This window comes from Burkholderia latens (assembly GCF_902499045.1).
In the GTDB taxonomy this organism is placed as follows: Bacteria; Pseudomonadota; Gammaproteobacteria; order Burkholderiales; family Burkholderiaceae; genus Burkholderia; species Burkholderia latens.
This window is the reverse complement of record NZ_CABVPL010000002.1, coordinates 234,655-247,872: the sequence shown is the minus strand read 5'-3', so window position 1 is coordinate 247,872 and position 13,218 is coordinate 234,655. Positions and strand designations below refer to the sequence as shown.

Here is a 13,218-nt window from a genome sequence, read left to right as displayed (position 1 = left end):
GCGCGGTGGATATCCGGAACAATGTCAACAACCTCACTGGCACCGCCGGTTCGGTCGCCACGCCGACGGCCGGCAATGGCGGAGGCGATGTGTCCGCCATGTTCACCCGGCTGTTGGTCGCGCAGGTCAAGAATCAAGATCCGCTGGCGCCGATGGAAGCCAACCAGTTCGTGACGCAGTTCGCGCAAATGAGCCAGGTGGAAGCCATGCAAACGCTTGCCAACCTTGGCGCCGCCAACGCCCGGACGCAGGAAAGCATGCTGGTGGTGACGCTCGGGTCACAAGTCGGATCACAAGTGCGCGTGCGATCGGAAAAGGTCGAGTTGGGCGATGCGGTGGTCGAAGGAGGCTTCAGGCTCGAATCATCGGCGTCGGAGGTCGGCGTGATCCTGACCGATCGGAGCGGCACCGAGTACAGGGTTTCGCTCGGCGCAAAACAGGCGGGCGACGTCGGCTTCAAGATCGACCCCGCGGAGCACGGTCTGCCCCCCGGCAATTACATGCTCCGTGTGGTCGCCGACTCCGGCGAGAAGCCCCCCGTCGAGCTCGATGGCAATCTGCAAAGCGTGCGTCTCGGAACGGATGGTCGCGTGATCTTGACGATCGCGGGCATTGGTGATGCGGCGGCCACGGACATCACTCGCTTTCTCGGCCGCTCGAATCAACAACGTATGTCCTCGGAAACCGCGTCTCCCCAGAGTCTCCCCATTTCAAAGAGGTTCCAGTCATGAGTTTCAACATCGCGCTCGCCGGCATCAACGCCATCAACGGGCAGCTCAACCAGATCAGCAACAACATCGCCAACAGTGGCACGCTCGGCTTCAAATCGGGCCGCGCCAACTTCGCGTCGAGTTACATCAATGCGATGCCGTCGGGCGTATCGATCGGTTCGACCTCGCAGTCGATGGACGTCACCGGAAATTTTTCCGCGACGGGCCGCGGCATGGACGCCGCGATCGCAGGCAAGGGGTTCTTCATCTCTCGCGACACCGACGGCTCGATGGTGTATTCGCGCGCCGGTGTGTTCAACATCGACAAGAACGGCAACGTGACCGATTTCATGAGCCGCATCGTGCAGGGGTATGGCGCGGACGGCGCATTGGGCAGCCTGACGATTCCGACGGGCGCGATTCCCGCACAGGCGAGCAGTTCGCTGGAATACGTCGGCAATATGTCGGCCGACTGGACCAAGCCGACGGTTTCGCCATTCAACAAGGATGATCCGAAGTCGTACAACGGCATATCGGCCGCCACCGTGACGGATTCTCTCGGCCGCGAGCACACCGTCACCCAGTATTTCGTGAAGGATGCGGGCAACAAGATGCAGGTCTATTACGCGATGGACGGCCAGGCTGTCGGCAGCCCCGTCGAGCTGAGCTTCGACAACGCCGGCAAGCTGGTCACGCCGACCGCCACCGTTGAGCTTGACCTCGGCACGCCGACCGACGCCGCACCGATGTCGATCGCAGTCAGCTACGCCGGCACGACGATGTTTGGCGGCAAACAGACGACCGACAAGAGCCGGGTGGACGGCTACAAGGCCGGCACCGTGACCGGGGTGTCGCTGGCTGAGGACGGCTCGATCGAGGTGCAGTACAGCAACGGCAAGAAGCTGTCGGCCGGCCAATTGGCCATCGCGACGTTCCAGAACGAAAACGGCCTGGTGCCGGTGGAGGGTTCCGGCTGGCAGGCCAGCTCCGCTACCGGTGAACCGCTGGTCGGCAAGCCGGGCACCGGCATGGCCGGCAAGCTTGCCGTGCGCGCAGTCGAGCAGTCGAACGTGGACATGACCGCGGAGCTCGTGAGCCTGATGGGCGCGCAGCAGAACTACCAGGCCAACTCGAAGGTGCTGTCGACCGAAAACGAAATGATGCGCGCGTTGATGCAGGCGCTGTAACGCGATGGACAATTTCCTCTACACCGCGATGACGGGCGCCGAGCATTCGCTGCGCGCGCTCAACGTGCGAGCCAACAACCTTGCCAACGCGCAGACCAGCGGCTTTCGCGCCGATCTGGCCAGCGTGACAAGTGAGGCAGCCAGGGGTTATGGCTACGACTCGCGTTACCACGCAACGCTCACGTCGACGCATGTGAATCACGAACCGGGCAAGATCAGCGAAACGGGCCGCACGCTGGACGTGGCCATCGACGGAGCCGGCTATCTTGCGGTGGAAACCCCGCAGGGCGTCGCATACACGCGAGCTGGCGCGCTCACGCTCGACGGCGACGGCGCGCTGACCCTGAACGGTAACGCCGTATTGGGAGAGGGCGGTCCGATCGTGCTGCCCGAGCACGATGCGTTGACGATCGGCGCGGACGGCACGATTTCCGTAGTGACGGCGGGCGAGAAGGGTGTGCAGGACGCGGGTCGCCTGCTGCTGGTGAACCCGGAGCCGACCGACCTGGTGAAGAACCCGCAGGGCCTCATCGTTTCGCGCACCGGTACCGACTATCCGGCCGACGACAGCGTGACCGTCAAGGGCGGCCATCTGGAAGCCAGCAACGTGTCGGCCGTCGAGGAAATGATGCAGACGATGTCGCTCACGCGCTCTTTCGAGATGCAGATGAAGCTATACAAGGTGGCCGATGAAATGGCCGATGCCGGCAACCGGCTCATCCGTGGGTAAGCGGTCGGGTGGACCGACGCCAAACGAATCAACCAACACTCAAGAGCGACGATGAATCACGCAATGTGGATCAGCAAGACGGGCATCCAGGCCCAGGACGCGAAGCTGCAGGCGATTGCCAACAACCTTGCGAACGTCAACACCGTCGGCTTCAAACGCGATCGTGCCGTTTTCGAAGACATGTTCTACCGTGCGGAGCGCCAGCCCGGCGCGCAGGTATCGGACAACGCAACGGGGCCGGGTGTGCAACTCGGCAACGGCACGCGGATTGCCGGCACGCAAAAGGTGTTCACCACCGGCGCGCTTCAGGAGACCGGCCAGCCGCTGGACGTGGCTATTGTCGGCAATGGCTTTTTGCAGGTGGAAATGCCGAACGGCGAGGTGGGCTACACGCGCGCCGGCCAGTTGCGCCTGAACGACCAGGGCCGCCTGACCAATGCACAGGGCCTGCCGCTCATGCCGGGTATCGACATTCCACCTGAGGCGGTGGGTATCACCATCAGCGAGAACGGGACTGTGTCGGTTTCGACGGGCGCAGGCAAGACGCTGGCCGAAGTCGGCCAGCTTCAGCTTGCTCAATTCGTGAATCCGGCTGGCCTGCTCGCATTGGGCGGCAACCTGTATGCAGAAACCGTTGCCAGCGGCGCGCCCACCGAAAGTGAGCCCGGTCAGAATGGTATCGGAACGATCAAGCAGGGTGCGCTCGAGGGCTCCAACGTATTGGCCGTGGAAGAAATGGTCGAGATGATCGCTGCCCAACGCACGTACGAGATGAACACCAAGGTGCTGTCGGCTGCCGACAACATGATGCAGTACCTGTCGCAGGCTGCGCGCTGATGACGCTTACCCGCTTCGTTGCCATGGGCGGTGTGCTGGCCTTGCTGGGCGGTTGTGCGACCGGGCCGTTCGATCGTTCGCTGCCGGACTTCGACGACAGCATGCCCGATACCGTTTTCGATGTCCGTCGAGGCACGGCGGGCGGCGTGCTGGTTCCCGATCAGGCGTGGTCGCTGACGTCGGACGTGCGCGCTTTCCGCGCCGGCGACGTGTTGACGGTGGATCTCGAAGAGTCGACCCAGGCGAGCAAGAAGAGCGGCACGCAGGTTGGCAAGGACAGCAGTCTTAGCGCCAAGAAGCCGTCACTATTCGGCAAGGCACTGCCGGTCGAGGCCGAACTCGGCACGAAGAGCGGGTTCAACGGCGCGGGTTCCAGCTCGCAGCAAAACACGCTGCGCGGGTCGGTGACGGTCGTGGTGCTGCGCGTGATGCCCAACGGCCTGCTGCAAGTGCGGGGCGAGAAGCGCCTCGTGCTGAACCAGGGCGAAGAGAACGTGCGTCTGGCGGGTTACGTGCGTGCTGCCGACATCGATTCGAACAATCGTGTGTCATCTCAACGCGTGGCGAATGCGCGCATTACCTACGCGGGCCGCGGGTCGCTGGCGGACGCAAACCAGCCCGGCTTGTTGACCCGATTCTTCAACAGCCCCTGGATGCCGTTCTGAGTTGGCGACGACGAGCGAACCGAACCAGGTCGACGCCCGATCGACCGCAGGATGAAACGATGAAACCATTCCGACTAACAACCCGTGTCGCCGCCCTGGCTATCGCAATCGGTATCGCGCTAAGCAGTACGATCGAAGCGCACGCTCAGACCGTCGGTAGCCTGGTCGACGTAGAGGGCGTGCGTGAGAATGCGCTCGTCGGCTACGGTATCGTGGTTGGCTTGGCCGGATCGGGTGACGGCACGCAGGCCAAGTACACCACCCAATCGCTGACGAATATGCTCAAGCAATTCGGCACGCGACTGCCGGAAAATATCAACCTGCGTTCGCGCAACGCGGCCGCGGTGATAGTGAGCGCGACTTTCCCGCCGGGCTATCGCCGCGGCCAGAAAGTGGACGTGACCGTTTCATCGCTCGGTGATGCGAAGAGCCTGCGCGGCGGAACACTGCTGATGACGCCCTTGCGTGCGGCGGACGGCGACGTCTATGCGCTGGCGCAGGGCAACCTGGTGATTCCCGGTCTGAATGTGCAAGGACGCAGCGGCACCAGCGTCACCATCAATACGCCCACCACGGGCCGGATTCCCAAGGGTGCAACGATCGAGCGGGAGATCGCCACCGATTTCGCCGATACGCCTACCGTACGCTTGAACCTGAAACGTCCGGATTTCCAGACGGCCTCCAGTATCGCCGACGTGATCAACAACGCACTCGGCAGCGAAGTCGCCAGCACGGTGGACGCCACCTCGGTGGATGTGGTCGCCCCCCAGGTGGCGAGCCAGCGCGTGGCGTTCGTTGCCCGCCTGAACGCGTTGAAGGTGAGTAAGGGCGCAGAGGTGCCGCGCGTCGTCTTTAACTCGCGCACCGGTACGGTCGTTATCAGTCAGGGAGTGACGGTCAAACCGGCGGTCGTTTCGCACGGCTCGCTGAAGGTGACGATCGCCGAAGGCACGATGGTCAGCCAGCCGAATGCATTCGCCAACGGCAGCACCGTGGCGGCGCCCGTGAGTGAGATCGGGGTGACGCAGGCGGGCGGCAATGCGTTTCAGTGGACATCGGGCGCTAGCCTGCAAGCGATCGTCGACACGATCACCCGCACTGGCGCCACGCCGGATGACCTGATGGCGATCCTGCAAGCCCTTTCCGAAGCTGGCGCACTGACGGGCGACCTGGTGGTGATCTGACGAGGAATTCGATTATGACGCTTGAACCCGGATACCTGCCACACGCACAGTACGCTGCGATTGAGACCACGGCCGTCAAGGCGTCGGATCCAGCTTATCGCGCGCGCGTGGAAGATGCAGCCGTGAAGTTCGAAGGCCTTTTCATCGCGCAGATGTTGAGCGAAATGAAGAAGGCGACCGACCAGCTCAAGGGAGACGACGGCTTTACCGATCGTTCCAGCGAAGCAATGCTTGACTACGCGAACCGTGCGGTGGCCGATGCTATCGCGAAGCAACGTGGCTTTGGCATCGCGGACACGCTGGTCGCGCAGATGCTGCCGCCTGACGCGACGTCGTCGACAGACTGACGCATTAACACTTTCATCGCCACACTTTTTGCACTTGAACCTCAGTATGAACATTACCCAAATTGGTTTGTCAGGCGCGCTCGGGGCGCGAGCAGCGATGGACAGGTCGGCACGCAACACGGCAAACCAGCAGACCGCGGGCTACACGCGCCAGGGTGTGCTGCGAACCTCGCGCGTGAGCGGCGGTGTCGATGCGAGTTCGGTGATCCGTTTCGGCGATCACACCAACACGCAGCGGAAGTGGGCCTCGCACGGGTCGGTCGGCGAGCATCGGGCGGCGGAATCGTACTTCCGTCAACTCGAGGAAGTGATGGGGCTCAAGGACGGCAGCATCAAAGTCTCGATGGGCAAGTTTTTCGGTGCGCTGGACGCGGCCAGTGCCGATGTGGCCAACTCTGCGCTGCGGCAGCAGGTGCTGCTGGCTGCCGGCGGCATGGCGAAGAGTTTCAACAGTGTGCAGCAGATGATGCGTGGCCAGCTCGATACGCTGCGCCAGCAGAGCGCGGCCACCGTGGAGCAGATCAACGGTCTGTCCCGAACTGCCGCGGAGTTGAACCGTCTCGTCGCCGACGCGGAAGCCAACGGTGGCGCACCGTCCGAGCTCATCGATCAGCGCGACCAGGCCATCGACCAGTTGTCGGCGCTGGTCGATATCCGCACTGTTCGTCAGCCCGACGGCACCGTCGACGTGAGCCTTGCGGGCGGTACACCGCTCATTGCGGGCCATCAGGTCGCAAAGATGAGGGTGGAAACGCTGGCCGGCGGCACGTTCGAACTCAAGCTGGAACTGGCCGGCACGCAGTATCCGGTGGACGGCGCCACGGTCGGCGGTGAGCTGGGCGGCTTGTCGTCGTTTGCAAAGGACACGCTGCTGCCGCAGATGGAGGCGATCCGCTCGCTGGCGGGCGAGCTTGCGGGCAGCTTCAACGCGCAGGTCACTGCAGGCTTCGGCATGGGAGGTTCGCCGGGCAAGGCGCTGTTCACGTTCAATCCGGTAACGGGCCACCTGACGGCTAACGAGATGAAGCCCGAGGAACTCGGCTTTTCGGGCGATCCAAAGACCCCGGGCAACAGCGACAATCTTCTCAAGCTGATCGAACTGCGCTCCCGACGTATCGATTTGCCGGGCTTCGGCGAGGCTTCGTTGGGCGACGCGTACGTGCTGCTGGTCGGGAAGCTCGGTGTGCAGAGCGAGCAGAACCAGTCGAGCTTGGCAATTGCCGTGAACGTTCGCCAGCGAGCGGAAGAAGCGTGGCAGTCGCTGTCCGGGGTCAGCATGGACGAGGAAGCCGTCAATCTTTCCGAGGCCCTTCAGATTTACTCGGCCAACATGAAAGTGATTTCCGTCGCAAAGGAATTGTTCGACGCGACGATGCGCGCTTTCTAAGAGGAATGGTATGGATGGTTCGCACCTGCGGGCGGTGTGAGCCATGACGGGACGCCAGGAAGCCGTTCTCTCAGATGACGGCGTATGGTCGCCCATACCGGAAGACTGCGTGACCGTGACGTCGGCGTAAGCGGCAGCACGGCGCGTCGAAGATTAACGTTCAACACAGGGAGAACGTCGAAAGATTGCAAAGTCATCGCATGTGGTTGAAGGCGAGGTAGCACCGGGATTCACTCGATCTGAATGGCGCTACGGGTTTCGGGTTCGTCAGGAGAATCAGGCACGAGTCGGCGCATTCTGTCGGGAAACCGTGGCGCGTGGACTGTCTGAAAAGGAGGCCGGATATCGACAGGCAGCCGAGCCTCGGTACGACCACACGAAAGCCATTGCAGTCGGGATGCGTTCAGTACAGAGCACCATGCGTATCGCCAGCCAACACTTCGGCAACACGATGCTCGCGACGCTACGCGCGTCGAACAGCAAAGCCGCCGATCTCACGTCCAAGATAACCACGGGCCAGCGAGTGCAGCGCGCATCGGACGACCCGATTGCGGCCGCGCGATTGCTGCTGATCGAGCGCGACACCTCGGTGCTTCAGCGTTATCAGACCAACATCGATACCCTGTCGGTGCGCTTGCAAAAGAACGAAGTGCATCTCGACGGCATGCTTGACACGGTGATGTTAGTGCAGGATTCGTTGCTGTCCGCCGCCGACGGTAGCCGCAGCGCGGCTGATCTGAATGCGCTCGCCGCGCCGCTGCGCATGCGGCTCGACAACCTGAAGCAGGCCGCCAACGCCAAGGATGGCGACGGCAACTTTCTTTTCTCCGGTTCTCAAACGAATACGGCGCCGATCGCATATGACGCGACCGCGCCTGTCGGCAGCCGCTACTCGTACGCCGGCAATGGTGAACTGCAGCAAGTGGTGATCGGCCGCGGCGTCACGCAGCACGCCAACGTCACGGTCGAGCCTCTGGCCGATGTGATGAACAAGCTGGAAGCAGCGATCGCGGCCATGGAGGATCCTGAAGTCAATCCGAGCGCACCGGCGGTGCGAGACGTCTTGACGGCGGCATTGGACTCGGTCAAGCGCAACGGTATCGATGCCCTCAGCGTGAAGATTACCGATCTGGGTGGTGCCCAGAACACGCTGGATCTGATGAGCGAGAATCATTCGGCGCAGCTAGTCGCTAACGGGCAAGCCGTCAGTCTGGTAGGAGAACTGGACTTTGCCGAGGCGATCGACCAGTTGAACAACTACGTCGCAGCCGTGAAAGGTTCGTACGCGATTTATACGCGCATGACGCAGTTGTCGCTGTTCGACGCAATCTGAGGCCTCGCTCATGAAGATGGGATCTGCCACACCCGTTCGCGGTCAGCTGGTTTCCCGGCGTGCCGATGCGCATGTGGCCAGCCGCGCGCAGCGTCGTGCTCGTACGAAGGAGGTCGCCGCACTTACCGCGGCGCCGATCGCCCACCTACCGGCATCGGGAATTTCCGCCGTGGCGCCGCGCTTCGCGGACGCGTCGGTCGCCTTCACCGCACGCCACGCACAACTGAACGCCGACGCGACTGCCGCGCAGCGCGCGCTGGCGTTCGTCGAGACGGCCGCTGGGCAGTTGCACGGGTTGAAGAGGGCGATCAGCACGGTCTTGGGCGATGCGGAACACAGGCGCGACGGTGCTGCTGCGCTGATCGCGAAATTCGGCGCGCTCTGGCGCGACCGCGCAGTGCTGACGGGTGGTGTGCTGGACGCGCAGTTGGTGGTGCATCCGGCTGCCGATGCAGTGTGTACGTTTCGCATGCGCGCGCTCGATGTCGAGCAATGGCGAAGCGGCGGTGCGGAAACCCTGGTTTTCCACCCGGCCGGCTTGGGAAAGCAGCCGGTGTCGGTCAGCTTTGGAGATGCGCCGCTCGACGCAGCCGCCTTTGCGCGCGGGCTGGACCGTGCGCTGGCCTGCACCGGCGTTCGCGCGGCGCTGGCCGCGGACGGCCAGATCGATTTCACGGTGGCAGAATCGCGTTGGCCCACCGTGCGCGATCATCTGATGGTGCAGGGTGGGGGCAGGCGGTTTCCTGGAGGCCGTCCCAGCCGCGCGCAAGTCGACGCGGTGCCGGAAGCCATCGATCCAGCGCGCTGGCGAGTTACCGACCGCGTGGCGCAGCGCGCGGCATTGCGCGACGTGGTGCACGCGCTCGACGGGCTGACGCAAGCGGACCGCACGCTGCGCGCCCAACTCGATACCGCGGGACAAGCGCTGCAAGGCGACAAGTACGGGCCCGCAGTCGCGCAGGCGGCGACGGACATTCAGTCGGTATCGGATGCGCTTGCCGAGGCGGCAGACTTCAAAGTGCTGTCCGTCGTCACGTCGACGTTGTTTGGCCTGAGCCGCGGGAGAGTCGAAGCATTACTTGAGCATTGATGGTGTGGGGGCGAGGAAAGGCCGGATGGGTCTGATGCGGGCAGGCAGGTAGGTGAAGTACGCTCCGGGATCGATGCGGCTCAATGTCGTAGTGCCAATCAGACTGTCCATCGCTGCCGCGTTCGACGCCAGGGTCTGAACTGACGAACAAGTAGTTGCGCCTCCCGATTGCGATTCCGCGCAGCGCTTGCTCGGCACTCCGGTTGGCGATCGCTGCCCGCACGTCGCTGCGGGTTCCCGGCACGATTGGAAGAGCGCGATGACGATTCCGCGCTGCTTTACCTGGAATAATTCAACATTGGGGCCCGAATCTCAACGCGCTCCTCACACCCAGTTCTAGAAGTTGGAACCGAGCGGCACGGCACCAGTGCAGCGCTCATCAATCACGCACGCCGGGCTGCTCACGTCCTACCGACTATTCTCTAACGCCGCAGGCTCGAAACCTGCGCCGAGGCCACCCCGAAGCTCTTTTGAGACATTTCTGATCGATGTGGCTTGCCACTGTCGGTACCATCAGATTCCTTATTGGACTCCGCCGACAGGGTTCAAATCTTGGCCACTGGAAACGAAAGGAGAGGGCTTCGGTGAATAACAGTCGATGCGAAAACAAGGTAGTCGTTTTGGAGGTCCATCCCGGCGACTATCACCATGTCGAGCGCGCCGCAGAGAGGTTGGGGTACGGAACCTCGGAGTTTGTGATGTTGAGCGCCTCCCTCGTCGCGTCCGCCATCGCGAACGGCGACGATGCACTAAGGACGCCGGCCACATTGAACGGTAGAACTGATCTTTTGTCTCGATGACACGAGGCGTCCGACGGTACCCCAGGCGGCAACCCTCGCCCGACGTTCTGGTCGTCAATCGTAATGCGTAGCCGTTAGTCGATGGTCGCGGGGGATGGGATCGTCTCCGATGATCTCAATTAGTGATCCTTTATTAATTGATGGTGCGCAAATAAGAGTTGTCTGATTGGTTCGGTCTGACCAGGGGCTGAAAATGTGGTTGGCAGGGCGCACTCCATTGCGCGGCCCCTATTAATCATTCTTGGAGTATGTATGCATCAATCAATCATTCGTGCGTGTCTGCTGGGCGCGGTCGCAATCGGTGGTACTGCGCACGCAGAGGTCAAGGAGAAGTCCTTTGAGATCAAGCTGAGCGCCGAGGTGCCGCCAGTGAGCGTCTTCGATGTCAAGGAAGAGGGTGGGTGGGACCGTACCAAGGCCCAGGAGCTCACGTGGAACGCCGAAAAGAAAAAGTTCGATCCACTGACGCTGAAGGTAAATGCGAAAAGCACGGTGGGCAACGTGCAGGTGAAGTTCTCGAGCGCCGAGGTGCCGCGCCTCGCCCTCAAGGGCGACGCGGAGGCCTACTTCGAGGTGGGTGCCAAGGTCGGCGATAAGGACGTCGGCACTGACGCCGCGGAGGTTGTGACGAAGGCCGAGGCGGCGCAGGGCAAGTCGCTCGATCTGGTGATTACGCCCGGGGAGGCGAGCGACAAGATCAAGAACGATGTGCTGGCGGGCACCTATGAGGGCACGGTGCCGCTGATGTTTGAGTCTGAGATTGACTAAGGAGTGATCTGGTGAAGAAGCTGATTTTGGCAATTGCCGCGAGTGCATGTGCAATGTCGGCGTATGCGGCAAATCCGGACCCGATTGATCTCAAGGTCCAGCTCGCGGGCAAAGTCCCGCCGCAGGACGTTTTTACAGTAACGCCAGTCGGCTGGGCAAGTGGTGATGAGGCCAAGTTTGACATTCCGGAGGGGTGGAATGGCGAGGCGCGGCTTAAAGAATTTCCATTCCAGGTGAAAAGCAGCTATGGCGCTATTCATATGAAGTTGTCGTTGAATTCGGGGGGGGAGTCGACTACCACAGGCAGCTGGAGTCTCCTGAGCGACGATGGAACCTCGAAGATCAGCGTAAAGCGACAGATGGCCATTGCCGGCAAGACGGGTTGGTTCTGGGTAGATAAGGAGAAAATGGAGGTCGCAAGTAAAGAGTTTGCCGCAAAAGGCGCTGAAATAAAATTGATTCTGAGTGTTTACTCTAACGACGCCGGGCTTGTGAAGAGTGGCATCGCACATAAAGGGGATGCGTCTGTGGTTTTTGAGACTGATCTCGATGGGTAAGGGTATTGTATATGCGATGTGCCTCGGTATTTAGTGTAGATCTTGCTCGTTGCCGAGGTTAATTTCCGACGCCTTCGCAGTTCGTGCGGGCGCACGACGCGAAGCATCAATTTTAACCTCGTCTCTAACCGCAGGTCAGGTTAGAACTGTGCGCCGTCCAGTCAATCGATATGCATGGCCGTTGGTCGACGGCCATCGCGAGATCCACGAGGATCGGCCGCGATGCTCTCTATCAGTAGTGCTGTCTTAATCGGTGGTGCGCAAATAAGAGTTGTCTGATTGAGTCAGGCTGACCAGGCGCTAAAAATGTGGTTGCCAGGGCGCATTCCATTGCGCGGCCCCTATTAATCATTCTTGGAGTATGTATGCATCAATCAATCATTCGTGCGTGTCTGCTGGGCGCGGTCGCAATCGCCGGTACCGCGCACGCAGAGGTCAAGGAGCAGTCCTTTGATATCAAGCTGACCGCCGAGGTGCCGCCGGTGGGCGGCTTCGAGGTCAAGGAGGAGGGTTGGGATCGTACCAAGGATCAGGCACTCACGTGGAACGACGACAAGAAAAAGTTCGATCCACTGACGCTGAGGGTGACTGCGAAAAGCGGTGTGGGCAACGTGCAGGTGAAGTTCTCGAGCGCCGAGGTGCCGCGCCTCGCCCTCAAGGGCGACGCGGAGGCCTACTTCGAGGTGGGTGCCAAGGTCGGCGATAAGGACGTTGGCACTGACGCCGTGGAGGTTGTGACGAAGGCCGAGGCGGCGAAAGGCAAGTCGCTCGATCTGGTGATCACGCCCGGGGAGGCGAGCGACAAGATCAAGAACGATGTGCTGGCGGGCGACTATGTGGGCACGGTGCCGCTGATGTTTGAGCCTGGGGTCGAGTAAGGAGTGATGTGGTGAAGAAGCTGATTTTGGCAATTGCTGCGAGTGCATGTGCAATGTCGGCGTATGCGGCAAATCCGGACCCGATCGATTTCAAGGTCCAGCTCGCCGGTAAAGTCCCCGCGCCGAGCGTCTTTGACGTAACTCCCGACGACAAGTGGGATGGCTCCAGCATAGCGATGACCACGCCAGACGGCTGGGATGGCGCGGTTGCGGGCCACCAAGCGGAAGTCGCGTGGAATGTCAAGAGCACCTATGGGCCTGTCCGTATCAAACTCCAGTCTCCGCTGCAGGGGAAAGAAGTGTCGGGAGAAAATCGTGGGGTGCTCGTACACGTCAATGGCGAGTCTATCGAATTTCAAGCGGCCGTATTTCAGTCGAACGGCTGGTGGGGGACCTGGGGAGCATTGAATCGTGAAGACGGATTTGAGGCCTTGGCGGCTGAATCCGCTGCAAAAGGCGGCAAGGCCCGTCTCCGTTTGAGTCTTGGCGCGCCTGGCGGCACTCCGCGTAGCGGTACTTACACCGGCTCGATGACTGCGATCTTCGAGACCGGGGTCGAGGGCTAACGTCGGACTGTCGCACGTGCATGCGTGCGCGGTCCTCCGCGCCACCGCACGACGACGGATTCGCGCTGTAAATAGTGGCGAATCCGTCGTTCCGCAGGCGTCGTTTCAATGGCCATTGCGTGCCAGCATGGCGCTGGCCTGTCCAAACACACCTCGCCCCTTCTCATCATTTAATAATC

General features: G+C 61.6%; 14 protein-coding genes. All 14 read left to right on the top strand.

Features of this window, described 5'->3' with window-relative positions; genetic code table 11:
• The first annotated feature begins 5 nt into the window (after positions 1-5).
• The 14 genes from BSE24067_RS02360 to BSE24067_RS02295 all read left to right on the top strand — a co-directional run bounded on the left by BSE24067_RS02360 (position 6) and on the right by BSE24067_RS02295 (position 13,039).
• Complete coding sequence (locus tag BSE24067_RS02360; RefSeq protein WP_151064900.1) at positions 6-731, top strand: flagellar hook capping FlgD N-terminal domain-containing protein; 726 nt, start codon at positions 6-8, stop codon at positions 729-731.
• Positions 728-1,897, top strand: coding sequence for a flagellar hook protein FlgE (locus tag BSE24067_RS02355; RefSeq protein ID WP_151064889.1), 1,170 nt, complete (start codon positions 728-730; stop codon positions 1,895-1,897). Before BSE24067_RS02360 ends, BSE24067_RS02355 begins: the two co-directional genes overlap by 4 nt.
• Before the next feature lie 4 nt (positions 1,898-1,901).
• Positions 1,902-2,627: a flagellar basal body rod protein FlgF gene (locus BSE24067_RS02350; RefSeq protein WP_151064890.1), complete on the top strand. Its 726-nt coding sequence runs from the start codon at positions 1,902-1,904 to the stop codon at positions 2,625-2,627.
• A gap of 51 nt (positions 2,628-2,678) precedes the next feature.
• On the top strand, positions 2,679-3,464 hold the full coding sequence (gene flgG / locus BSE24067_RS02345) for a flagellar basal-body rod protein FlgG (RefSeq protein ID WP_170297475.1): 786 nt from the start codon (positions 2,679-2,681) through the stop codon (positions 3,462-3,464).
• Positions 3,464-4,129, top strand: coding sequence for a flagellar basal body L-ring protein FlgH (flgH, locus tag BSE24067_RS02340; RefSeq protein ID WP_151064892.1), 666 nt, complete (start codon positions 3,464-3,466; stop codon positions 4,127-4,129). Before flgG ends, flgH begins: the two co-directional genes overlap by 1 nt.
• 59 nt (positions 4,130-4,188) lie before the next feature.
• A complete protein-coding gene (locus tag BSE24067_RS02335) occupies positions 4,189-5,313 on the top strand; it encodes a flagellar basal body P-ring protein FlgI (RefSeq protein WP_151064893.1) in 1,125 nt (374 codons plus the stop codon).
• Between the two features lie 14 nt (positions 5,314-5,327).
• The gene (locus BSE24067_RS02330) at positions 5,328-5,660 is read left to right on the top strand and encodes a flagellar biosynthesis protein FlgJ (protein WP_151064894.1); all 333 of its coding nucleotides are present in this window, start codon (positions 5,328-5,330) and stop codon (positions 5,658-5,660) included.
• Positions 5,661-5,706: 46 nt separating this feature from the next.
• The gene (gene flgK / locus BSE24067_RS02325) at positions 5,707-7,047 is read left to right on the top strand and encodes a flagellar hook-associated protein FlgK (protein ID WP_151064895.1); all 1,341 of its coding nucleotides are present in this window, start codon (positions 5,707-5,709) and stop codon (positions 7,045-7,047) included.
• A 418-nt stretch (positions 7,048-7,465) separates the two neighbouring features.
• The gene (flgL, locus tag BSE24067_RS02320) at positions 7,466-8,380 is read left to right on the top strand and encodes a flagellar hook-associated protein FlgL (protein WP_151064901.1); all 915 of its coding nucleotides are present in this window, start codon (positions 7,466-7,468) and stop codon (positions 8,378-8,380) included.
• Positions 8,381-8,390: 10 nt separating this feature from the next.
• Positions 8,391-9,470 carry a hypothetical protein gene (locus BSE24067_RS02315; protein ID WP_151064896.1) on the top strand — a complete coding sequence of 360 codons (1,080 nt, stop codon included), beginning with the start codon at positions 8,391-8,393 and terminating at the stop codon, positions 9,468-9,470.
• A gap of 1,052 nt (positions 9,471-10,522) precedes the next feature.
• Entirely contained in the window at positions 10,523-11,038 is a 516-nt protein-coding gene (locus BSE24067_RS02310; RefSeq protein ID WP_174904682.1) for a CS1 type fimbrial major subunit, read from the top strand.
• Between the two features lie 11 nt (positions 11,039-11,049).
• On the top strand, positions 11,050-11,595 hold the full coding sequence (locus tag BSE24067_RS02305) for a hypothetical protein (protein ID WP_151063587.1): 546 nt from the start codon (positions 11,050-11,052) through the stop codon (positions 11,593-11,595).
• A gap of 365 nt (positions 11,596-11,960) precedes the next feature.
• A complete protein-coding gene (locus BSE24067_RS02300; RefSeq protein ID WP_151063588.1) occupies positions 11,961-12,473 on the top strand; it encodes a hypothetical protein in 513 nt (170 codons plus the stop codon).
• A gap of 11 nt (positions 12,474-12,484) precedes the next feature.
• A complete protein-coding gene (locus tag BSE24067_RS02295; RefSeq protein WP_151063589.1) occupies positions 12,485-13,039 on the top strand; it encodes a hypothetical protein in 555 nt (184 codons plus the stop codon).
• The last annotated feature ends 179 nt before the right edge of the window (positions 13,040-13,218 follow it).

Excerpts from the sequence above, each read along its gene's own strand:
- BSE24067_RS02355 (WP_151064889.1), top strand. The coding sequence starts at position 728 with ATGAGTTTCAACATCGCGCTCGCCGGCATCAACGCCATCAACGGGCAG.
- BSE24067_RS02350 (WP_151064890.1), top strand. The coding sequence starts at position 1,902 with ATGGACAATTTCCTCTACACCGCGATGACGGGCGCCGAGCATTCGCTG.
- flgG (WP_170297475.1), top strand. The coding sequence starts at position 2,679 with ATGAATCACGCAATGTGGATCAGCAAGACGGGCATCCAGGCCCAGGAC.
- flgH (WP_151064892.1), top strand. The coding sequence starts at position 3,464 with ATGACGCTTACCCGCTTCGTTGCCATGGGCGGTGTGCTGGCCTTGCTG.
- BSE24067_RS02335 (WP_151064893.1), top strand. The coding sequence starts at position 4,189 with ATGAAACCATTCCGACTAACAACCCGTGTCGCCGCCCTGGCTATCGCA.
- BSE24067_RS02330 (WP_151064894.1), top strand. The coding sequence starts at position 5,328 with ATGACGCTTGAACCCGGATACCTGCCACACGCACAGTACGCTGCGATT.
- flgK (WP_151064895.1), top strand. The coding sequence starts at position 5,707 with ATGAACATTACCCAAATTGGTTTGTCAGGCGCGCTCGGGGCGCGAGCA.
- flgL (WP_151064901.1), top strand. The coding sequence starts at position 7,466 with ATGCGTATCGCCAGCCAACACTTCGGCAACACGATGCTCGCGACGCTA.
- BSE24067_RS02315 (WP_151064896.1), top strand. The coding sequence starts at position 8,391 with ATGAAGATGGGATCTGCCACACCCGTTCGCGGTCAGCTGGTTTCCCGG.
- BSE24067_RS02310 (WP_174904682.1), top strand. The coding sequence starts at position 10,523 with ATGCATCAATCAATCATTCGTGCGTGTCTGCTGGGCGCGGTCGCAATC.
- BSE24067_RS02300 (WP_151063588.1), top strand. The coding sequence starts at position 11,961 with ATGCATCAATCAATCATTCGTGCGTGTCTGCTGGGCGCGGTCGCAATC.